The organism is Novosphingobium sp. SL115 (assembly GCF_026672515.1).
In the GTDB taxonomy this organism is placed as follows: domain Bacteria; phylum Pseudomonadota; class Alphaproteobacteria; order Sphingomonadales; family Sphingomonadaceae; genus Novosphingobium.
This window is the reverse complement of record NZ_JAPPRG010000002.1, coordinates 1,252,453-1,273,613: the sequence shown is the minus strand read 5'-3', so window position 1 is coordinate 1,273,613 and position 21,161 is coordinate 1,252,453. Positions and strand designations below refer to the sequence as shown.

Below are 21,161 nucleotides of genomic sequence, written 5' to 3'. Positions count from 1 at the left end.
TCCTTTCAAATATCCTCGCCCGCAGACACATCATCCGTGCGCCTTTTCGGGTTTGCCTGTGCCCTTCGCCCTGTGCCAATAGGCTACCCCAAAGGGGCGCGTTTGGCAGCATGGAAACGGGTCCGTTCAGAAAGTTCTAGGGAGTTCGCAACTTGCTGTCACTACTGTCAACAGCAACCGCGCTTGCCGTAACGTCAGCCGCGTCTGCGGGGGCTGCGGCCCCGATTCGCTGGGACGAACTGGGCGTTTCACCCATCGCGCTCGATCTCGGTTTCTTCGCCCTCAAATGGTATTCGCTGGCCTATCTGGCAGGCATCGTGCTGGGCTACTGGCACCTGTCAAAGATGATCCGCCAGCCCGGCGCCCCCATGGCACAGCGCCATGCCGACGACCTGTTCTTCTATGCCACCCTCGGCATCATTCTGGGGGGCAGGCTGGGTTACGCCACATTTTACGCGCCGGAACTGTTCGCCCATCCGCAAAACCTGCTGAAGCTCTGGGAAGGCGGGATGAGCTTCCATGGCGGGCTGATCGGCACCGTCGTCGCCATGGCATGGGTTGCCTGGCGCGGCGGCCTCAACTTCATTCGAGTATGCGATTACATCGCGGTCTGCACCCCATTCGGGCTGCTGTTCGGCCGCCTCGCCAATTTCATGAACGGCGAACTGTGGGGTCGGCAAGCCGAACCTGACGTGCCCTGGGCCATGGTCTTTCCTGGCGGAGGCCCCATCGCCCGCCACCCCAGCCAACTTTACGAAGCCGCGCTCGAAGGGCTGGTGCTGATGCTCTTGCTGCTCTTCCTGTTCTGGAAGACCAAGGCGCGCTGGCGGCCCGGCCTGCTCGTCGGCGTGTTCGGCTTCGGCTATGGCCTTGCGCGCTTCATCGTCGAATATTTCCGCGAACCTGATGCCCAATTGCTCGATTTCGCGCTGCGCACCGGCCTTTCCATGGGCCAGTGGCTGACCGTGCCGATGATGGCCATCGGCCTGGCCTTCCTCGCAACCGCGCTGGCTCGCAAACCGCTTTCGGCCACGGGAACCGCTCCTGCGTGAAGGCTCCGCTGCTTGAAACGTTCACACGGCTGATCGTCAATACCGGGCCGATCAGCATGGCCCATTACATGGCCGAATCGAACGCCCGCTACTACGCCAGCCGCGACCCGCTTGGCACGACCGGCGATTTCATCACCGCGCCCGAAATCAGCCAGATGTTCGGGGAGCTGATCGGGCTGTGGCTGGCCGATATCTGGATTCGCGCCGGACGGCCAAAGCCGGTCCACTATGTCGAACTCGGCCCCGGTCGCGGCACGCTGGCGCGTGATGCGCTGGGCGCTGCGCGGCGCTATGGCCTCGACCCGCAGGTGCATTTTGTCGAAACCAGCCCTGCCCTGAAAGCGCTGCAGAACGCGCTGCACCCACAAGCCATCTGGCATGATGATCTGTCCACCCTGCCTGCAAGCGGCCCCCTGCTGATCGTCGCCAACGAATTTCTCGATGCCCTACCCGTCCGCCAGTTGGTGAAAACCGCCCATGGCTGGCGCGAACGCATGGTTGGCCTCGAAGACGATGCGCTGTTACCCGTGGCCGGCACGCAGCCGATGGACAATGCCGTCCCTGCCGCGCGGGCCGATGCCCCCGAAGACACGATTCTCGAAACCTCACCCGCCTGCGCTGCTGTCCTGTTCGAAGTCGCAGGCCGCCTGGCCACGCAAGGCGGCGCAGCGCTGTTCATCGATTACGGTTACGACCAACCCCGCTTCGGCTCCACGCTTCAGGCCGTCCGCGCCCACCGCAAAGTCGATGTCTTCACAGCTCCCGGCGAAGCAGACCTTACCGCCCATGTCGATTTCGCCGCATTGGCTCCCATCGCCCAGTCGCGCGGCGTGCGCTGGCTTGGCACGGTGGAACAGGGCGCATGGCTGCGCGCCTTGGGAATCGACGCCCGCGCCGATGCGCTGGCCGCATTCTCCCCTACCCATGCCGCAGACATCGCCGTGGCGCGCGACAGGCTGATCGATGCCGACCAGATGGGCAGCCTGTTCAAGGTCATGGGCGTTGCCGGACCCGACTGGCCCGATGGCGCCGCGTTCTAGCGAATCTCCCCGATCTTGGCCCAATCTGCCCCGCCTTGCGTGAAACTGGCGGAAAACCGTGGTTCACCCCATACCAAAATGCCTGTTGGCAAAGGCGCTGCTTTGCGTCTATCAGGCCCGCCAAGTGGGGGCCGCCGCGCCGCGTTTGCGCGCGTCCGGTTCCCGTGCGGCCGGTGTTTTTCCTTTTCGGAAATTCCTGGTCGCTCCAAAAGGGGCAAGTTGGACCGTGCGCGATCCGCGTGCGCGGCGGCAGCAGGCAGGGAATTTCAATGGCTGATGAGGCGAGCATCGACACTTCGGTAGTTTCCGGGCCGGAAGCGACCGGGGAAGGCGTGCGCCGGCGCGATTTCATCAATATCGCGGCGGTGAGTTTTGCGGGTGTGGGCGGCTTGGCCGTCGTGCTTCCGCTGGTAAGTCAGATGGCGCCCTCGGCGGACGTTCTGGCGCAAAGCTCGACTGAGATCGACATTTCGGCGATCCAGACGGGCCAGGCGATCAAGGCGGTGTTCCGCAAGCAGCCGGTGTTCATCCGCAACCTGACTGCGGAAGAAATCGCTTCGGCCGACAAGGTTGACGCATCTTCGCTGCGCGATCCCCAAACGCTGGAAGAACGCACCAAGGAAGGCAAGACCAACTGGCTCATCACCATGGGCGTCTGCACCCACCTCGGCTGCGTGCCGCTGGGCGCTGGCGAAGGTGAAGTGAAGGGTGAATTCGGCGGTTACTTCTGCCCGTGCCATGGTTCGCACTACGATACCGCAGCGCGCATCCGCAAAGGTCCGGCACCTAAGAACCTCGAAGTGCCCGAATATTCATTCATCTCCGACACTGTCGTGAAGATCGGCTGAGGACAGGACTCATGAGCTTTCCCTGGGCGAACGAATACAAGCCGGGCAATGGCCTGACGCAGTGGCTTGACGAAAAGCTGCCTCTGCCGCGCTTCGTATATAACGCGGTTGGCGCCGGTTACCCGGTGCCCCGCAACCTCAACTACATGTGGAATTTCGGCGTTCTCGCCGGGTTCTGTCTGGTTCTTCAGATCGTCACCGGCGTCATCCTTGCGATGCATTATGCCGCCAACGCTGGCGTTGCGTTCGATTCGGTCGAACACATCATGCGTGACGTGAACTGGGGCTGGATGTTGCGCTATGCGCACGCCAACGGTGCGTCGGCCTTCTTCGTCGTCGTTTACCTGCACATCTTCCGTGGCTTCTTCTACTCATCGTACAAGGCCCCGCGTGAGATGATCTGGCTGCTGGGCGTCGTGATCTTCCTGCTGATGATGGCCACTGCCTTCATGGGCTACGTGCTTCCCTGGGGCCAGATGAGCTTCTGGGGTGCCAAGGTCATCACCGGCCTGTTCGGCGCGATCCCGGTCGTTGGCGAACCGATTCAAATCTGGCTGCTGGGCGGTTTTGCGCCTGACAACGCCGCACTGAACCGCTTCTTCTCGCTCCACTTCCTGCTGCCCTTCGTGATTGCCGGTGTCATCATCCTGCACATCTGGGCGCTGCACATCCCCGGTTCGTCCAACCCGACCGGCGTTGAAGTGAAGACCGAAAGCGATACCGTTCCGTTCCACCCGTATTACACGGCAAAGGATGGTTTCGGGCTGGGCGTGTTCCTGCTGATCTACTGCGCGGTGCTGTTCTTCGCACCCAACGCACTGGGCCACCCGGACAACTACATCCCGGCAAACCCGCTTTCCACGCCCGCACACATCGTTCCCGAATGGTACTTCTGGCCGTTCTACGCGATCCTGCGCGCCTTCACTTATGACTTCTTCTTCATTCCGGCCAAGCTGATGGGCGTGCTCGCCATGTTCGGCGCGATCCTGGTGTGGTTTTTCCTGCCTTGGCTGGATACTTCGCCGGTGCGTTCGGGCCACTACCGTCCGCTGTTCCGCAAGTTCTTCTGGTTCGGCCTTATCCCGACCATGGCCGTGCTGTTCTACTGCGGTGGCGCTCCGGCTGAAGAACCCTACGTGATGCTCAGCCAGCTCGCCTCGCTGTACTACTTCGCGCACTTCCTCATCATCCTCCCGATCGTCTCGTCGATCGAGAAGCCGGAACCGCTTCCGTTCTCGATCACCGAAGCCGTTCTCGGCAAGGATGAGAGCGCTGTGCTCAACGCCAACCCCGCTGCCTGAGCCAGCCCGAAGCGTAAGAGAAAGAGAACCCCATGGTCCGTCTTTTTGGCCCCCTGGTAGGCCTGTTCTTCGCAGTCGCGCTGCTCTGGTCGTTCGGTAACGGCGCCTACACCGCGATTACGGAACCCGCAGCCGCCACGGCTGAGCACGAGTTCCATCTCCACCCCAAGAAGGTGCACTTCGCCAGCGATGGCGCCTTCGGCAAGTTTGACAAGGCGCAGCTTCAGCGCGGCTTCCAGGTTTACAAGGAAGTCTGCGCCACCTGCCACTCGCTCAAGCACGTCGCCTTCCGCGATCTGGCCGCTCTCGGCTACTCGGAAGCCGAAGTGAAGGCGATTGCCAAGCAGTGGGGCACCAAGCAGCCGACGTTCGACGCCAAGACTGGCGAACGTGGCGAACGTGACAACATCGCGTCGGACTACTTCCCGGTCGTATATTACGCCGGTCAGGGTAGCCCGCCCGACCTGTCGCTGCTGACCAAGGCCCGTCACGATGGCGGTGCTTACACCTACTCGCTGCTGACCGGGTATCAGGAACAGCCGGCTGAACTTCTCAAGAAGTTCCCGGATGCCAAGACCCCGGATGGCCTGCACTACAACCCCTACTTCGCCAACCTGAACCTCTCCATGCCTGCGCCGCTTTCCGGCGAAGGTCAGGTGACCTATTCGGATGGCACCAAGGCAACCGTCGACCAGATGGCTCAGGACGTTTCGGCGTTCCTCATCTGGACCGCCGAACCCAAGCTGGACAAGCGCAAGCAGACCGGTTGGGCCGTCCTCGGTTTCCTGCTGATGGCAACGGTTCTTGCCTATCTCGCCAAGAAGAACGTCTGGGCTGATAAGCACTAAGACAGTCGCCTTTCGGCAAAACAAAAAGGCCACCGGAAACGGTGGCCTTTTTCGTATCTGGCGATAGCATCCCGCCGCGATGACACCTGATGATCTCAAAGCGCTGGTGCGCACCGTGCCAGACTTCCCCGCGCCCGGTATCCTGTTCCGTGATATCACCACGCTGATCGCCCACGGCGAAGGCTTTGCCGCCACCATCGATCACCTTGCCACCATGGCCCGCAACGCAGGCGCACAGGCGCTGGCAGGCATGGAGGCGCGAGGCTTCATCTTCGGGGCTGCCGTCGCCGCCCGCATGGGCCTCGGCTTCATCCCCGTGCGTAAACCAGGCAAGCTGCCCGTCCCCACCATCGGCGTCGACTATAAGCTGGAATACGGCCGTGATCGTCTGGAAATGGACCCCACCGCCATCCTCAAAGACCAGCGCGTCGTCATCCTCGATGATCTCATCGCCACCGGCGGCACCGCTCTGGCCGCCACCGAACTTCTGCGCAGTGCCGGTGCCAACGTCACCCACGCCCTCTTCGTGATCGACCTCCCCGACCTCCACGGCGCAGCCCGCCTGCGCGACGCAGGCCTTACCGTCGAAGCCCTCATGCACTTTCCGGGGCATTGAACCAAAAAGGGCGGCCCAACCGGACCGCCCTTTGTATTTTCATCTGGCCTGACGCTCAATCCACCAGCATCAGCGCATCCAGCGCAACCACGCCTTCGCCCAGCGGATGCAGGATCACCGGGTTCAGGTCGATCTCGCGGATAGAAGGTTCGGCGCGCAGCACCTGCCCAACCTTGACGATCAGCGCCGCCAGCGCGGGCACGTCCAGCGGGGGCGATCCGCGATAGCCGGTCAGCAGCGCCGCGCTTTTCAGCTTCATCAGTTCGGCCTCAACCGCATCCTGCGTGAGGTCCGCAGTCAGCAGGCGCACGTCCTGCAGGATTTCAGCGGTCACGCCGCCAAAGCCCGCCAGCACCACCGGACCCCATTCGGGATCGTTCTTGGCGCCCACGATCATTTCCATGCCACGCTTGCCCATCGCTTCGATCAGCACGCCATCCAGCGCGATGCTGGCCGAATAGGCCGCGACATTGGCATGAATACGCTCCCACGCCTCGCGCACCGCACCGCCATCGGCAAGGTTCAGGATCACCCCGCCCGCATCGCTCTTGTGGCCCAGCGCGGCGGCCTGTGCCTTCATCGCCACCGGATAGCCCACGGCATCCGCCGCCGCGACAGCCGCGTCGGCACTAGCCGCAAAACCGCCCTTGGGGAAGGACACGCCAATCGGTCCCAGCAGATCCTTCGACTTGTATTCAGGAATCACGCCGGAAACCACGTCCAGCCCGTTCAGCGGCGTTGCAGGCAGGTCGTTGACCGACAAGTCCTGCGCTGCCCAGTGCGTCAACCGGGTCACGGCCCGCAATGCGCGTTCGGTGGTGGGGAACCATGGAATGCCCGCCGCCCGCAGCGCGGCAATGCGCTCCACCGGAACTTCCGCGCCTTCGTCCAGCCCGGCAAAGATCACCGGCTTGGTCAGCACCTTGCCTTCAACCGCGGCAAGGATGGCCGGGAACTTGATCGCGCAAGTGATCGCCTCGGCCTGAATGATCCCGGCAAACACCGTGCCGACCCGGTCATCGTTCAGCAGCGCGTCGATGCAGCGGGTATAAATCGCCGGTTCCGAAAGGCCCTGCGCGGTAATGTCCAGCGGGTTCGACACAGGCACAAACGGCGGCAGCGCGGCACGCAGCAGCGGCGAATCCTCGTCGTGCAGGTCCGCCAGCGGCAGTTCCAGTTCTTCCGCCAGATCCAGCGTCAGCGCCTTGAACGCGCCCGATTCGCCCAGAACCGCCGTCTTGCCCGAAGGCAGCGCCGGACAGCGCACCGCGATTTCGGCGATATCGCCCAGCTCTTCCAGCGTTTCGGCAAAGATCACGCCCGCGCGCGCTACCATGGCCCGCATCAGCTTGTAATCGCCCGCCATTGCGCCGGTGTGCGTGGCGGCAGATTCGCGCGCCGCGCTGGACTTGCCCGGATGCAGCAGCACAACCGGCTTGCCTGCGGCCTTCGCCCGCTTCGCTGCGGCAAGGAACGCCTGCGGCTTGCGGAACTGTTCCACGATCATGGCGATCACATGGGTATCGTCCTGATCGACCAGCCAGTTCACATAATCTTCAACGCCACTGGCCGCTTCGTTGCCAGTCGACACCGAATAGGAAACGCCCGCATCGCGCGCCAGCAGCATCGTGCCCAGCACCGCCGCCATCGCGCCCGATTGCGATACGATGCCAATGGCCCGCTTGCCTGCAGGTGGCACCGCATTGGTTTCCACAAACGTCAGCGGGATACGGTCGACATAGTTGACCAGACCAAGGCAGTTCGGCCCTTCGACCACCATGCCTGCTTCGTGCGCGATCCGGGCAATCTCGCGCTGTTCGGCAAGGCCTTCCTCGCCACCTTCGGCAAAGCCTGCCGAAAAGATCACCACGCCGCCGCACTTGCGCGCGGCAAGGCCCTTCACCGCGTCCAGCACACCCGCGCGCGGAATGGCCAGCACAGCCACATCCACGCCTTCGGGCAGCGCATCGACCGAGGCATAGCACCGCTTGCCCATGATCTCTTCGCGCTTGGGGTTCACCGGATAGATCGCCCCGGCATAGCCATTGCGATCAAGATTGGTCAGCAGTGTAGCGCCCAATGCGCCCGGCTTGTCCGATGCGCCAACAACGGCAACGGACTTCGGGCGCAGGAAACGGTCCAGCGCAGCGTGCGAGAGATTCGGCTCAACGGTCATGGCATCCTCCGATTTCGCTATGCGCTATAACAATTATCGGAAGAAGGTAAAGTGACTCCGCTTCAGGCCCGCACAACCCTTTGGTGCAGCACCCCGAACGGCGCATGGCCCGCGCCATCCACCGCCTCCATCCGCACGTCGTCGCCAAACGCCATGAATGCGGTTTTCGGCTCACCCAGATCGACCACTTCGATCCCGCGCCGCTCGGCCACGCACGATGATCCGATCTCGCGGAAATTAGCGTTGGACACTGTGCCGGACCCGATCACCGTGCCCGCAACCAGATCGCGCGTGCGGGCGGCATGGGCCACCAGTTCATGGAACCCGAACGCCATCGGCGCGCCATTGGCCGCGCCAAACCGCTGGCCATTCCAGTCCACCAGCAGGTCAAGGCACACCCGCCCGTCGCGCCAGTTGTCACCCAGTTCATCCGGCGTCACCGCAAAGGGTGCCATGCCGCAAACCGGCTTGGCCTGAACCCAGCCGAACCCTGTCTTCATTTCCGGCCCGGCCAGCGTGCGCAACGACCAGTCGTTGATCTGCACGATCAGCTTGATATGCCCCATGGCATCGGCCGCGCTGGTGCCCATCGGCACCGCATCGACGATCACGCCAAATTCGCCCTCAAAATCGATGCCCAGTTCCTCCGACGGAAAACGCGCGTCAGCCAGCGGGGACAGGAACGTGTCGGACATGCCCTGATACATCAGCGGCACATCGGTCTTGGGCTTGGTAATCCCCAGCACCGCATCCATCAGATCGCCGTGCGCCGGAAACGCCGATCCATCCAGCCACTGCCACGCACGCGGCAAAGGCGCAGCCACGGCGGCAGGATCGATCATATCAGGAAACACCGCAGTCGCCGCCAGTTGCGGGGCCACCATGTCCCATTGCTCGATCGCCTGCTGCAACGTCTGTACCGACGCATTGGCCGAATGCCCGCCATCTGGCGCAACAATCACCAGCCGACCGTCCGGGGTTCCGTTGTTCAATGTCGCCAGCCGCATGTCACTCTCCTGATGTCGATCAGGACCGACTACCCGGCTGGCCCACCTGCCACAAAGGAATGGTTTTTATCGAAAGCGATAAATTCCGTGAATGTTAGTCGACCGGCTGCCAATCGAACGCCAGTTCGCCTTCACGATGGGCAAAGCGATTCAGGTGATCGGCCACCACCTGCTGCATCCGGTCCAGATCGCCGTCGCCGGTGATGCGGCAAGTGACGTTCAGGTCGGTTTCGGTAGCGTTCAGGTCAACCGGCCCGAACGGCAGATTTACCCGTCCGTTGTGCGGGTCAAACGTCACTTCAAATTTGTGGCCCCAATGCTTGCAAAGCTGCTGAAGATAGCGGCTGGCATTGGTGGTAGGCACGATGGCGCGGCTTGCAGACATGGCAGGAGTCTCTTTCCAGATCAGTTTTGATCTTTCTAAGATATATCTTTAAACTCTTTCGTCAACCCTTACCCTGAGAACTTTCAAAGATCCGAGGTTGACGAGTCAGCGCAAGGCATGGCAAGCGCCCATCACCAAAGGCCGCTCGGCCTGAGCGGGTATAGCTTAGTGGTAAAGCTCCAGCCTTCCAAGCTGGCTATGCGGGTTCGATTCCCGCTACCCGCTCCATCTCCCGTCCACCGACATCACCCACATCGCTACAGCCAGCCGGAAACCTTTGTTTTTCGGTCCTTTCCTGCGCCGTCACGCTTCCTGAGAGACAAGCGGAAGCTGGAAAATGTCGTCCCGTGTTGCCTTGGCAAATGCCCCCGACGGGGCACCGGTTCTACGGCAATCACCAGCCACTGAATTTTCGGCATAAATTTCAGGCGTTATCAATCTGTTTACCATTCTCTGGGAGAATTTACGTAGTTTTACTAATGGTATAGCCGATGTCCTCCGAGAGAAATCACCAATACGGAGATATTTGGCTGACACTGTTACGGGGGCAGTCAAATGCGGTCTGACGTCAAAAACCTTCTCGATAGGCTCGGCAAAAGCCAGTTCCGCTATAAAGAATTTTCCGATCGCTTTTCGGATCTGGAAACTTGGCCTGTATTTGAAGCTGTAATTCGCGACCCCCGCGTATTCAATTCGGCCTCGAAAATTTCGGTTCAGGCTGCGTCATCTTCTCAACCGGTTGTTGCCCCAATCGGTTCAGTCCTTTCACGCAAATACGGCGCGGATGATGCCGCGGCTCCGGCCCGGTCTTCGGGCGATGTGCGGACCCTTCTGTCCAGAATTTCCTCGGCTGTCGAAAAGGGGACGATCTGATGGCACTGGTCCTGATGTCCGGTCTGCGCGGGGGCGTGGGCACAACCACCCTTGCGGCCAATCTCGCCATGACGGTCGCGGCTGCAGGCCGTTCCGCTGTCCTGCTCAACCTTTCCTCCAGCAGCACGATCGGGCTGCATTTCGGGCTGGACCCGCTTCAGCCCCTGCCAGGTTTCGATGCCCCGGCAGCAGCAGCCGGCCCGGTTCATGGCGTGCGCCTGCTGGATGCCACGCTTCAGGCACGCAGCGGCGATCTTGGCGATGGACTGTCCAGCGGCGATTTCAGCTTTGATGGCGATGTCATCCACATCGTCGACCTTTCGGGGGTGGACGATGGGATTGCGGCACAATTGCGGTCGCACGCCAACATCGAAATATGCGTGCTCACCCCTTCGGCGGAATGCCTCTACTCGCTTCCAGCAGCGCTCGAAGCCTTGCCTGACAGCGCCGCATTTCTGCTGAACCGCAGCGACGACACCCGCAGGCTTGGGCGTCATATCGCCAATTTCTCGCGCGAATTGCTGGGCGAAAGGCTGATTGCCACCGTTCAGGCAGACGAGGCCGTGGGGGAAGCCGCTGCCATGATGCAGCCTCTGGCGCGCCACGCGCCCGCCAGCGCGGCTCTTGCCGATATCACCGCGCTCGCCACTCGCCTTACCGGCCTTGCCACAAGGTCGCAGGACCGCGCCACTATGTCTGATCTTCCTGCGCAAAGTGACGCCGCATGATTCGCCTGTACCGTGCTGTGCTGCCATGGCTCTCCATAGCAGCGATGGTCTTTGCCGCCGTGGTCGTGGTGGGCGTGCCGCTTGATCTGACGCAACAATGGCTGATGGCGGGCGGCACCGTGATCGGAACGATGGTGCTGTCGCGCCGCGGGTCGCGCAAGGCAGCGCTGACGCTGGGCATTCTCGCCATACTCACCTCCTCGCGCTACATGTTCTGGCGCACCACCCAGACGCTGCAATTCAACACCCTGCCCGAATTCCTGTTTGGCGGCGGCTTGTATCTGGCCGAACTTTACGCCTGGATTCTGCTGCTGTTGGGCTTCCTGCAAACAAGCTGGCCGCTGGAGCGCCCCCCGGTGGAAATCGAGGGCGAGCCAGAGACATGGCCCACCGTCGATGTCTATATCCCGACCTACAACGAGAGCCTCGATATCGTCCGCAACACGGTTTATGCCGCGATGGACATGGATTACCCGGTAGATCGTTTCCGGGTCTACATTCTCGACGACGGTCGGCGCCCGGAATTCCGCGCTTTTGCACGCGAAGCAGGCTGCGGCTACATCACGCGCGATAACAACCTTCACGCCAAGGCCGGCAACCTCAACGCCGCGATGAAGAAGACCGATGGCCAGTTGATCGCCATTTTCGATTGCGACCACGTTCCCAACCGGTCGTTCCTGCAACTCACGCTCGGCTGGTTCCAGAAGGATGCCAAGCTGGCACTGATGCAGACGCCGCACTTCTTCTATTCGCCCGATCCGGTGCAGCGCAATCTGGCCCCGGTGCGCGATATGCCCGGCGAAGGCGACTTGTTCTACAACCCTGTGCAGGACGGCAACGACCTGTGGAACGCCACGTTCTTCTGTGGTTCGTGCGCGGTTATCCGCCGTGAAGCGCTGATGCAGACCAATGGCTTTGCCGGTGAAACCGTCACCGAAGACGCGCACACCGCGCTCAAACTGCAGCGCATGGGCTGGAACACCGCCTATATCTCGGCGCGTCTTTCAGCCGGTCTTGCCACGGAACGCCTTGTTGTCCACGTCGGCCAGCGCATTCGCTGGGCGCGCGGGATGACGCAGATCATGCGCATCGACAATCCCCTGCTGGGCAAGGGCCTGAAGTGGCAGCAGCGGCTTTGCTACCTCAATGCCATGCTGCACTTCCAGTTTCCGCTGCCGCGCATCGTGTTCCTGACCAGCCCGCTGGCCTACCTGATCTTCGGCCAGAACATCATTCAAGCCTCGGCCTCGCTGATCTTCGCCTATGCCCTGCCCCATCTGTTCTGCTCGCAAGTGGCTTCGGAACGGCAGCAAAGCGGCTGGCGGCGGCCCTTCTGGGGCGAAATCTATGAAACGATTCTCGCCTTCCATCTGGTTGCGCCCACCGTCATCACATGGTTCCAGCCGCGCAAGGGCAAGTTCAACGTCACCGACAAGGGCGGGCTGCTTGACCGCACCTATTTCGATTGGGCCATCGTCAAACCACACCTCATCACTATCGGCCTGCTGGTTGGCGGGATGTTGCTGGCCATCGCCAAATATGCGTTCTTCGCGCAATACTTCAACGTCCAGCTCGATACGCTGGCGCTCAATCTTGCATGGGCGGCCTTCAGCCTGATCCTGCTGATCGCCGCAGTGTCGGTCGCGCGTGAAACCCGGCAGGCGCGGCAGGAAATCCGCCTTCAGGCGCAATTGCCGGTCACCGTGCATTTCGCGTCGGGCCACGTTGCCAAAGGCACCACGACCGACATTTCGATGGGCGGTGCCGCCATCACTCTGCCCACCGGCGTCGCCCCGCTCGATGTGCCGGTAACGCACATCGTGCTGTCAACAGGGGCTGAAAACCTGTCGATCCGCATCGATCAGGTGCGACGCCGCGACGGTTTCGTCTCGGTCCGGTTCCTGCCGCTGGAAAATATCGCGGCGCGCCAACTGGTGCGTGCCATCATGGGGCGCGCCGATGCCTGGCAGCGTTCCGCACCGCCTGAGCGCGTTGAAGGGCTGCGCTCGCTTCAGGATATCATCGTGATCGACGCCATGACCGTAAAGCGCGCTCTGCGCCTGAACTTTGCCGAACGTCGCGCGCAAAAGGCCGAAATGGCCGCACAGAAAAAAGCTGACGTTGCCACGAACGAAAAAACCTCAGGCACAGCGGGCGCACTCATGGCCAGGGCCGCAGGCATTGCGCTGGCTCTGGCTGCTGCTGGCTATACGCTGCTGCCGTACCATGCCTTTGCCGCGACGGTTGCCGCTCCTGCCACGCCCCCAGCGCCTGCTGCGGGCAGCACCGAACGGCTGACCTTCAAGGACTTGCGCATCCGCAACGCGATCCGCCTTCAGGGTACGCGCGGCGAAATCAGCATTCCGTTCGGGCTACGTCAGGATCAGGTGGTCAGCGCCGCCTCGATCACACTGCAGGCGGCGTGGTCGCCTGCCTTGCTGGGTGACAGCAGCCAGCTTGTCGTCATCGTCAATGGCGAAGTGGCACAGATCGTTGCGCTGCGGGCTGAAAATTCCGGCGGTCAGGTCATCACCGTGCCGGTCAACCCGGCACTGTTCCTGCCCGGCGACAACCAGCTCAACCTGCGCCTGATAGGCCATTACGCGCGCGATTGCGAAGACCCGTTCAGCAGCCTGCTGTGGGCTAATATCAGCAACACCCGCTCGTGGCTCGATCTGACCACGCAATACCTGCCTGCCCGGCCAGATCTTGCCCGCATGCCCGCCCCGTTCTTCGAAAAGGGCATCAATTCCACGCTCAAGGTGCCGTTCGTCTTTGCCGGGCAGCCCCGTGCCGGAGAGCTTGAAGCCGCCGCCCCGATCGCATCGTGGCTGGGCAGCCTTGCCAGCTATCGCGGCTTTTCGTTCAAACCCTCGTTCGGCCAGATCCCCACCGGCAACGCGGTGGTGTTCCTCAACCGCAATGGCGCGATGCCCGAACTGGGCCTTGCCGTTACTGGTCCCTCGGCCGCCGTCATCCCCAACCCGCGTGATCGCACCGGCACGTTGCTGGTCATCATGGGCCGCGACAATGCCGAACTGCGCCTTGCCGCAGGCGCCATCGCCACCGGCAAGGGCGTATTCGGCGGCGCACGCATGAGCTTTGAAGGCGCGCGCATCCCCACCTGGCCGCGTTACGGGGCGCCGCGCTGGCTGCCGACAGACCGCGCCATCCGTCTTGGCGAACTGGTCGAACCTTATGCGCTGCAAGGCATGGGCCTGCCGCCCGGCCCGCTGACCGCCCGCTTCCGCGCCGCACCCGACCTGTTCTTCTGGCCGCGTCAGGGGGGCGAAATCGACCTGCGCTATCGCTATCCCGTGGCCAACTGGCTTGACCGCGATGCCTCGCGCCTCGATGTCTCGCTCAACGGTCAGTATCTCAAGACCCTGCCGCTTACCGCCAGCTGGTGGACCGGCCTGTTCGGCACCAAGGGCGCCACCAGCCATGACGGGCACCAAAGCGTCGTCCTGCCGCGCTATGCCCTGTTCGGCCAGAACGAGATTGTGTTCGATTACAACCTGATCGTGGCGAACAAGCAGAAGTGCACCGGCATGCTGCCCGATAACGTGCGCGTCTCGGTCCTGCCCGATACGCTGATAGACCTGACCGATGCCTATCACGGCATCGAAATGCCCGATCTCGCCCCATTTGCCGGCGCAGGCTATCCCTTCACGGTGCGCCCCGATCTGGCCGAAACCACGGTGGTCATGGTCGGTAATCCCTCGGCGGCCTCGGTCGAAGCTTTCCTTGGGCTGATGGGCCGCTTTGGCGATGCCACAGGCGCTGCGGCAACCGGGGTGACCGTGACCGACCGCATCGAACCGTCACGCCTTGCCGATCAGGATGTCCTTGTCATCGGCAGCTCCTCGCTCGCCTCAGCCGAACAGTTCTTTGCTGATGCCCCGGTCCACTATGAAGGCGGCGGGCTGAAAGTTACCCAGCGTTCGCCCCTGCAATATGTCGGCGCATTGTTCAGCAACCGCGATCAGGCCGACCCGCAGGACGTTGCCGCCATCGTTCAAGGGTCGCGCGGTTTTTCGGGCATCGCCAGCTTCCGCTCGCCCTATGCCGATGATCGCACCGTCGTCGCTCTGCTGGCCGATGATGTGCGCCAGTTGCCACTGCTGGTCGATGGCATGGCCGATGCCAAGATCAACGCCCAGATCCAGGGCGATCTTTCGGTCACGTCGGGCGATGGCATGGCCAGCTTTGCTGTCGGCCCGACCTATTGGGTCGGCTCGCTGCCAGTATGGATGAAAGTCGCGTACTGGTTCAGCAAGCGCCCGCTGCTGATGGCGCTGTCCACGCTGCTGCTGGCGCTGGCGCTCACCGGTCCCGCCTATCTGTTCTTCAGCCGTCAGGCCAAGGCCCGGCTTGCGACCAACGATGAAAAGGGCACGTAAGATGAGCCGCAAGCAAAGCCCCGTCCGGCTCGCCCTGATCGCTGCCCTGCTGGCGAGCGGAGCGATCCCTTCTGCCGCACTGGCGCAGCAAGCCCCGGCGGTGAAGGCCCTGCTCGATCAGGCCGCTTACTGGCGCGGCAAGGGCCGCAACGATCTTGCCGATCAGGCCCTGCGCCGGGCACGGGCGCTTGATCCTGCAGCGGCAGAGGCCGCACCCGCGCGGCCAAAGCCCTCGGCCAAGCCGGCCTCTGCCCCCAAACCCTCTCCCGCACCCGCTGTCGCCAAGACCACACCCGCCCCGCGCAAGGCACCGGTTGCAGCCTCGCGCCCAACCCCCGCCAGCAACGCCGGAACATCGCGCGTGGCAGGGTTCTCAGCGCTCGATTCAGGCGATCTTGCCACTGCTGCCAGCCGCTTCGAACGCGCTCTTGCCGCCAATCGCAACGATGGCGATGCGCTGGGCGGCCTTGGCATCGTGCGCCTGCGCCAAAGCCGCTTTGCCGAAGCGCGCGATCTGCTCGAACGCGCCTCGCGCCTTCCAGGAGCAAATCGCTGGGCCGATGCGCTGGCCTCGGCCCGCTTCTTCGGCGGGATCGAAGACGCCCGCGACGCGCTGGACAAGGGCTATCTCGACAAGGCACAGGCCATTGCCGAAGACACCGTGCGCCTTGGTTATGCCCAGCCCCAGCCCGCGCTCGAACTTCTTGCGCAGATCTATGAAAAGCAGGGCCGCTTTGCCGATTCCGCCGATCTTTACCGTCAGGCCAGCGCAGGCGGCGGGGCCGATGAATCCCGCCTCGCCAGCCGCGCGGCACGCGGACGCGCGCTTGCTGCCATGGCACGCGGCGATGACTATGCCGCCGAACAGGAATTTCAGGGCGGCCTGCTGATCGACCGTGACGATCCGTGGATACGCTATGAATTTGCCCGCTTCATGATCGGGCGCGGTCGCCGGGCCGAAGCGGAATCGCTGGTGGCGTCACTGGCGCAATCGGCAAACCCCGATGCGCTCTATGCCGCCGCGCTCATCAACAAGGATCTCGGCAACCTCCTTGCCGCATCCGCACTGGTAGAGCGCGTGCCCGAAAGCCGCCGCAGCCCGGCGATGCGCAACTTCGCCATTTCGATCAAGATCGAAGCCGCCATCGCCCGCGCCAAAGCACTGGCTGACACCGGCCAGAATGCGGGCGCCGTCTCGGCCCTGCGCCAGATTGCCAGCCTGCCCTCGCTTCCTGCCGCCCGCCGCGCAGAAGTCGCCGCAGCGCTCCTCGATCTGGGCGATGACGCCACCGCAGCCAGCCTTGCCCGTTCGGCCCTTGATGGCGAAATCACCGATCTTGGCGGCTACGATGCGCTGGTCCGCGTGCTCGCCAGCACCGGTCGCGACGATCTGGCCCGCGCTGCCCTGCAAAAAGCCTCCGCGCTTGGCGGTGCATCACCCGATGCGCAGCGCGCCGTTGCCCGCATGTCGGCTGGCCTTGCGATTTCGCAGGCAGACCGCATGCGTCTGTCCGGCCAGTTCGCCCCTGCGTTCGATCTGCTGCAAGGCGCATGGAACACCGCGCCCGACAATCCCGAAATCCTTTCCGCACTCGCCCGGCTTTATCAAAGCGGCGGCATGTCCGCCCGCGCGGCGCAATCCTACCAGCTCGTGCTGGTGCGCGATGCCCGCAACCGCGAAGCCCTGCTTGGCCTTGCCCAGACCGCACAGGCCGCAGGCGACCGCGACCTTTCCAAGGACGCAGCCGACCGCGCTCTTGCCGCTTACCCCGGCGATTATCAGGTCCACCTGACGCTGGCCCGCGTGGCGCAGGACCGGGGCGACAAAGGCGCAGCCGTGCGCCTGCTGAAAGAAGCGCGCGAATTGTATGCCCGCCAAAACGGCGGCACCACGGCGATCGCGCCCGGTGCCAATCCCTTCGCCACCGTGCCCGGCGCGGGCGATGGCAATCCGTTCCGCGCGCAGGCCTTTGCCGCTCCCGCTCCTGTGGCGGTAAACCCCTTCGCGCTGGGCAACACTACCCGCCTGCCCGCTCAGGCCCTGCCCAATCAGGCCCTATCCAACCAGGGGTATGCCCCGCAAACTTACGCATCTGCCGCAACGGCATCGCCCGTGCCACAAATGGTGGCACAGGCCCCTGCCGGATGGGGCAGCGCTCCCGCCACCTCGTTCGGTATGCCCGTGCCGTCAGAAAGCACCGGCTTTGGCACCGGTATTCCCACCGGCCCCACTGACCCCGTTCTTGCCGCCATCGCGTCAGACATCGAAACGCTCAGTGAAGATGCGCGCCCGCGTGCCGATCTTCAGACCAGCTATCGCAGCCGCAAGGGCGAAACCGGCCTCAGCGCGCTCAGCGAAATCAAGGGCACGGCAGAATTTTCCACCGGCCTTGCCGGTGGCCGGGTCCGCGCCCGCGCCGAAGCCGTGGTGATCGATTCGGGCCGCCCCACTGGATCGGGCCTTGCCCGCTTCGGCCAGAACGCCACGATCGAAGCACAGGCCATCGTCGATGAAGAACGCGCCGTACTGTCACAGGCGCAAACCCAGCAGGCGTCGGGCGTCGCCTTCACCGTCGGCTATGCCGACAGAACGGTGCAAGTCGAAGGCGGCACTACCCCGCTAAGCATGGGCAAGACCAAGGCCACGTTCCGCGCTGCCATCACGCCCGAATTGTCGCCCGGCGTGCAGGCCAAGGCATGGGTGGAACGCAAACCGGTGACCGATTCCATCGTGTCCTATGCCGGCACGCGCGATCCCGTATCGGGCGAACGCTGGGGACAGGTCATGCGCACCGGCGGCGGTGCCGGGTTCTCGTATGATCGCAACGGCAACGGCGTTTACGGCGAAGTCGCCTACAACCGCTACAACGGCACCAATGTCCGCAACAATCGCGGGATCGAAGCCAACGTCGGCGGCTACCTCCGCCTTATCAAGGGCGAACGCTCGCAACTCACCGGCGGCATCAACGCCAACTATCAAACCTACGACAACAACCAGAACTTCTTCACCTATGGCCACGGCGGCTATTTCAGTCCGCAAAGCTTCCTGTCCATCGGCTTTCCCATCAACTACACGCTGGAAAGCGAAACGCTGGACATCAAGGCCAACCTGACGCCAGGCTTCCAGAGCTTCAGTCAGGATGAAACCGCGCTCTATCCCACCGATCCTGCGCTGCAGGCCAATCTTGATGCGCTGAAGGCCGCCAATACCGACGTGCGCTCGCGCTATGACAGCCTCAGCCGCACCGGCTTTGCCATCTCGGCCGGTGGCGAGGTCTATTACAAGGTTTCGCCAAATACTCAGGTCGGCGGCAACGTTTCATTCACAAGCTTTGGACAATACGAAGAATTCCGCTCGCTGATTGGTATTCGGCAAGCGATTGGAGGAACGCGGTGATTCAGATGCCCCTGCGCGAAGCCTTTGGAACAACCCGCTCGCCCGGTGTTCCGCTGATCCTGTCAGAAGTCGTGGCCGAACTTGCCGATGCCGCCTCTCCCCAGCAGATCGCCGGTTTCGGCTTTGCTCTGGGCCAGCGTCTGGCCGCACGGGTGCCGCTCGATCAGGTTACCGACCTGAACGATCTTGAAGCCCACGCAAACCGCCTTTGGGCCGATCTCGACCTTGGCCAGTGCCGCCTCTACGCCGATGACACGGCGCTGATCGTCGAACACGATCCCGGCCTGCTCCGGCCCGATGTGCTTGCCCCCGCCGCGCGTCCGTTCCTGCTCGAACTTGTCCGCGGCATGTTCGACGCCTGCTTTCGTGCGCTGGGCAGCGCAGCGGGCATTCAGACTTCGGCCACATGGCATGAACGGACAATCGAATTGCGTCATGGCCATTGATTCAGGCGGCATCGACCGCCGGGATTTCGCGCTTGGCTGCATCGCCGTGTTGACGGCGGCCTGCGGCAGGGTTCCGGCGGGCAATGCCAAGACCCGCAGCGGCCTGTGGTCGCAATTCCGCGAACGCTTTATCCTGCCCGCTGGCCGGGTCATCGACAATGGTAACGGCAATATCAGCCACAGCGAAAGCCAAGGCTATGGCATGCTGCTGGCCACCTTCAACGCAGACCGCGAAACCTTTGATTCACTGGCACGCTGGACGGCAGAAACCCTGCTGCGGCATGATGTTGCGCTGCATGCATGGAAATATGACCCGCGCGAGGCAAACCCCGTGCCCGACCCCAACAATGCCACGGATGGCGATATCCTGATCGCATGGGCGCTGGCACGGGCGGCAAGCCAGTGGAACCTGCCCGACTATGCCCGCCGCTCACAGGAAATCCGCAAGGCCATTCGCAGCCGTCTGGTGGTGAACCATGCAGGCAGCGCAGTGTTGCTACCGGGGCTTGAGGGCTTTGCCATGGATGGGCGGGTCATCGTCAACCCGTCCTATTACATCTGGTCCGCGCTCGATGCCTTTGCCGCACTGGATGGGCAAACCGTATGGGGACCGGTCATCGACGACGGGGTAAAGCTGCTCACCGCCGCTCGCTTCGGGCCGCTTTCCCTGCCGGTTGACTGGTTTGAAATCGACACGGCGGGAAAGATCGCTCCGGCACGCGACAAGCCTCCCCGTTTCGGTTTCGACGCCATCCGGGTGCCGCTTTATGCCGCCGCAGGACGCCGCCTGTCCGTGGCGCAACCCGTTGTCGCATGGTGGAAAAGCCTTGCCGGAAGCGGTAAACCCATCCCCGCATGGATCGACGTGCAAACGTCTGAAACCGCGCCGTTCGCGCTTTCTGCGGGCGGCATGGCGGTGGTCGGCAGAGCGATGGGCACCGCACAACCTGACAGTCTCAGCGACGATTACTACGCCGCCATCCTGCAACTGCTCGCCCACGATCTCAGGTAAAAGGATCGATCAGCACCTTGCACTGATGCGACCGCTTGCGCAGGCTTTCAAACACAACGGGCGTGGCAGCCAGCCCGATGGTATCGGTCACCAGCAGGCGCGGCTCCACCGCCCCACGATCCAGCGCATCCAGCGCGGCTTCATATTCCTGCCGGGTAAAGAACGCTGATGTCACCAGCCGCACCTGCTTGGACAGCATCGCAAAGCTGTTGAACGTATCGGGCCGGGTACACAGCCCCAGCAGTGTGATCGTGCCATCGTTACGCACCTGCTCCACCGCTTGCGCGATCAGCCCCGGCACGCCAACGCATTCAAACACCACGTCCGCCTTGCCGCCCAGCGCCCGCTCTGCTGCCCCCACCGGATCGGCCGCATCGACCACAAAGTCATGCGCGCCCATCTGCAACGCCCGCTTGCGCTGGAACTCGGCCAGATCCTGCACCACCACGCGGCCCGCGCCAAACCGCCGCGCCCAGAATGCCACGGCAAGGCCAATCGGCCCCGCGCCCAGCACCAGCACCTTGTCGCCAATCCTCATCCCGCTCAACGCCACGCCATGCAGCGCCACCGCCAGCGGCTCCACAATCGCGCCATCGGCAAGGCTGGCGGTTTTGGGCAGGGCAATGCACTGGTTAGGCCGCGTCAGCGCATATTCGGCATAGCCGCCACCCTGAAGCCCGAACTTTTCACACCACTGCACCGCGCCGGTCTGGCAGGCATGGCACGAACCGCAGCTTTGCAGCGGGATCACCGAAACCAGATCACCGGCCTTCAGCCCCGTCACCCCCTTGCCCAGCGCCACCACCTCGCCGGCAAATTCGTGGCCCAGCACCGATCCCGCCCCCTGCCCATAGGCGGCGTCCTCGGTCATGTGCAGGTCCGATCCGCAGATGCCGCAGCGGCCCACTTTCACCACCACGTCGCCTTCGCCCGGCGTCGGGTCGGGGATGGTTTCGATGGCAAGGGGACGGTGCAGTCCCTGCATTACCGCTGCGCGCATTTAGGGTGTTCTCCGGCCCGGTTTGCGGG

At 63.1% G+C, this 21,161-nt stretch carries 16 protein-coding genes and 1 tRNA gene; 13 read left to right on the top strand and 4 right to left on the bottom strand.

Annotated features, from left to right (window positions below; translation table 11 throughout):
• Positions 1 to 152: 152 nt before the first annotated feature.
• The 6 genes from lgt (at position 153) to OVA07_RS07650 (ending at position 5,705) form a co-directional block, all read left to right on the top strand.
• Complete coding sequence (lgt, locus tag OVA07_RS07675; protein WP_268170867.1) at positions 153 to 1,052, top strand: prolipoprotein diacylglyceryl transferase; 900 nt, start codon at positions 153 to 155, stop codon at positions 1,050 to 1,052.
• Between the two features lie 56 nt (positions 1,053 to 1,108).
• The gene (locus OVA07_RS07670; RefSeq protein ID WP_268172648.1) at positions 1,109 to 2,092 is read left to right on the top strand and encodes a class I SAM-dependent methyltransferase; all 984 of its coding nucleotides are present in this window, start codon (positions 1,109 to 1,111) and stop codon (positions 2,090 to 2,092) included.
• 269 nt (positions 2,093 to 2,361) lie between these two features.
• Positions 2,362 to 2,940 (top strand): ubiquinol-cytochrome c reductase iron-sulfur subunit, encoded by a 579-nt coding sequence (petA, locus tag OVA07_RS07665; protein ID WP_268170866.1) that lies wholly within the window; start codon positions 2,362 to 2,364, stop codon positions 2,938 to 2,940.
• Positions 2,941 to 2,951: 11 nt separating this feature from the next.
• Positions 2,952 to 4,241, top strand: coding sequence for a cytochrome b (locus OVA07_RS07660; RefSeq protein ID WP_268170865.1), 1,290 nt, complete (start codon positions 2,952 to 2,954; stop codon positions 4,239 to 4,241).
• A gap of 32 nt (positions 4,242 to 4,273) precedes the next feature.
• A complete protein-coding gene (locus tag OVA07_RS07655) occupies positions 4,274 to 5,089 on the top strand; it encodes a cytochrome c1 (protein WP_268170864.1) in 816 nt (271 codons plus the stop codon).
• A 79-nt stretch (positions 5,090 to 5,168) separates the two neighbouring features.
• Entirely contained in the window at positions 5,169 to 5,705 is a 537-nt protein-coding gene (locus tag OVA07_RS07650; protein ID WP_268170863.1) for an adenine phosphoribosyltransferase, read from the top strand.
• A gap of 55 nt (positions 5,706 to 5,760) precedes the next feature.
• On the opposite strand, the gene OVA07_RS07645 is transcribed toward OVA07_RS07650, so the two are convergent.
• The 3 genes from OVA07_RS07645 to OVA07_RS07635 form a co-directional block, all read right to left on the bottom strand.
• On the bottom strand, positions 5,761 to 7,881 hold the full coding sequence (locus tag OVA07_RS07645; protein ID WP_268170862.1) for an acetate--CoA ligase family protein: 2,121 nt from the start codon (positions 7,879 to 7,881) through the stop codon (positions 5,761 to 5,763).
• A gap of 62 nt (positions 7,882 to 7,943) precedes the next feature.
• A complete protein-coding gene (locus tag OVA07_RS07640; protein WP_268170861.1) occupies positions 7,944 to 8,888 on the bottom strand; it encodes a fumarylacetoacetate hydrolase family protein in 945 nt (314 codons plus the stop codon).
• Between the two features lie 94 nt (positions 8,889 to 8,982).
• On the bottom strand, positions 8,983 to 9,273 hold the full coding sequence (locus OVA07_RS07635; protein WP_268170860.1) for a DUF2218 domain-containing protein: 291 nt from the start codon (positions 9,271 to 9,273) through the stop codon (positions 8,983 to 8,985).
• 154 nt (positions 9,274 to 9,427) lie between these two features.
• On the opposite strand from OVA07_RS07635, the gene OVA07_RS07630 reads away from it, so the two are divergent.
• The 7 genes from OVA07_RS07630 to OVA07_RS07600 all read left to right on the top strand — a co-directional run bounded on the left by OVA07_RS07630 (position 9,428) and on the right by OVA07_RS07600 (position 20,132).
• Positions 9,428 to 9,501: transfer RNA gene (locus OVA07_RS07630), tRNA-Gly, on the top strand.
• 327 nt (positions 9,502 to 9,828) lie between these two features.
• Positions 9,829 to 10,146, top strand: a complete 318-nt coding sequence (locus tag OVA07_RS07625; RefSeq protein WP_268170859.1) for a hypothetical protein — start codon at positions 9,829 to 9,831, stop codon at positions 10,144 to 10,146.
• Positions 10,146 to 10,874 (top strand): cellulose synthase operon protein YhjQ/BcsQ, encoded by a 729-nt coding sequence (locus OVA07_RS07620; RefSeq protein WP_268170858.1) that lies wholly within the window; start codon positions 10,146 to 10,148, stop codon positions 10,872 to 10,874. The genes OVA07_RS07625 and OVA07_RS07620 overlap by 1 nt, the downstream gene beginning before the upstream one ends.
• Positions 10,871 to 15,277 carry a UDP-forming cellulose synthase catalytic subunit gene (gene bcsA / locus OVA07_RS07615; RefSeq protein ID WP_268170857.1) on the top strand — a complete coding sequence of 1,469 codons (4,407 nt, stop codon included), beginning with the start codon at positions 10,871 to 10,873 and terminating at the stop codon, positions 15,275 to 15,277. The genes OVA07_RS07620 and bcsA overlap by 4 nt, the downstream gene beginning before the upstream one ends.
• A 1-nt stretch (position 15,278) precedes the next feature.
• Positions 15,279 to 18,674: a cellulose synthase subunit BcsC-related outer membrane protein gene (locus OVA07_RS07610; RefSeq protein ID WP_268170856.1), complete on the top strand. Its 3,396-nt coding sequence runs from the start codon at positions 15,279 to 15,281 to the stop codon at positions 18,672 to 18,674.
• A gap of 5 nt (positions 18,675 to 18,679) precedes the next feature.
• On the top strand, positions 18,680 to 19,120 hold the full coding sequence (gene bcsD, locus OVA07_RS07605) for a cellulose biosynthesis protein BcsD (protein WP_442789666.1): 441 nt from the start codon (positions 18,680 to 18,682) through the stop codon (positions 19,118 to 19,120).
• Complete coding sequence (locus OVA07_RS07600) at positions 19,110 to 20,132, top strand: glycosyl hydrolase family 8 (RefSeq protein WP_268170854.1); 1,023 nt, start codon at positions 19,110 to 19,112, stop codon at positions 20,130 to 20,132. Before bcsD ends, OVA07_RS07600 begins: the two co-directional genes overlap by 11 nt.
• On the opposite strand, the gene OVA07_RS07595 is transcribed toward OVA07_RS07600, so the two are convergent.
• Positions 20,125 to 21,132 (bottom strand): zinc-binding dehydrogenase, encoded by a 1,008-nt coding sequence (locus tag OVA07_RS07595; protein ID WP_268170853.1) that lies wholly within the window; start codon positions 21,130 to 21,132, stop codon positions 20,125 to 20,127. The two genes, OVA07_RS07600 and OVA07_RS07595, sit on opposite strands and share 8 nt — an antisense overlap.
• Positions 21,133 to 21,161 lie beyond the last annotated feature (29 nt).

What these genes read in the sequence shown, in the direction of transcription:
- OVA07_RS07670 (WP_268172648.1), top strand. Translation starts at nt 1,109, where the DNA reads ATGGCCCATTACATGGCCGAATCGAACGCCCGCTACTACGCCAGCCGC.
- petA (WP_268170866.1), top strand. Translation starts at nt 2,362, where the DNA reads ATGGCTGATGAGGCGAGCATCGACACTTCGGTAGTTTCCGGGCCGGAA.
- OVA07_RS07660 (WP_268170865.1), top strand. Translation starts at nt 2,952, where the DNA reads ATGAGCTTTCCCTGGGCGAACGAATACAAGCCGGGCAATGGCCTGACG.
- OVA07_RS07655 (WP_268170864.1), top strand. Translation starts at nt 4,274, where the DNA reads ATGGTCCGTCTTTTTGGCCCCCTGGTAGGCCTGTTCTTCGCAGTCGCG.
- OVA07_RS07650 (WP_268170863.1), top strand. Translation starts at nt 5,169, where the DNA reads ATGACACCTGATGATCTCAAAGCGCTGGTGCGCACCGTGCCAGACTTC.
- OVA07_RS07645 (WP_268170862.1), bottom strand. Translation starts at nt 7,881, where the DNA reads ATGACCGTTGAGCCGAATCTCTCGCACGCTGCGCTGGACCGTTTCCTG.
- OVA07_RS07640 (WP_268170861.1), bottom strand. Translation starts at nt 8,888, where the DNA reads ATGCGGCTGGCGACATTGAACAACGGAACCCCGGACGGTCGGCTGGTG.
- OVA07_RS07635 (WP_268170860.1), bottom strand. Translation starts at nt 9,273, where the DNA reads ATGTCTGCAAGCCGCGCCATCGTGCCTACCACCAATGCCAGCCGCTAT.
- OVA07_RS07625 (WP_268170859.1), top strand. Translation starts at nt 9,829, where the DNA reads ATGCGGTCTGACGTCAAAAACCTTCTCGATAGGCTCGGCAAAAGCCAG.
- OVA07_RS07620 (WP_268170858.1), top strand. Translation starts at nt 10,146, where the DNA reads ATGGCACTGGTCCTGATGTCCGGTCTGCGCGGGGGCGTGGGCACAACC.
- bcsA (WP_268170857.1), top strand. Translation starts at nt 10,871, where the DNA reads ATGATTCGCCTGTACCGTGCTGTGCTGCCATGGCTCTCCATAGCAGCG.
- OVA07_RS07610 (WP_268170856.1), top strand. Translation starts at nt 15,279, where the DNA reads ATGAGCCGCAAGCAAAGCCCCGTCCGGCTCGCCCTGATCGCTGCCCTG.
- bcsD (WP_442789666.1), top strand. Translation starts at nt 18,680, where the DNA reads ATGCCCCTGCGCGAAGCCTTTGGAACAACCCGCTCGCCCGGTGTTCCG.
- OVA07_RS07600 (WP_268170854.1), top strand. Translation starts at nt 19,110, where the DNA reads ATGGCCATTGATTCAGGCGGCATCGACCGCCGGGATTTCGCGCTTGGC.
- OVA07_RS07595 (WP_268170853.1), bottom strand. Translation starts at nt 21,132, where the DNA reads ATGCGCGCAGCGGTAATGCAGGGACTGCACCGTCCCCTTGCCATCGAA.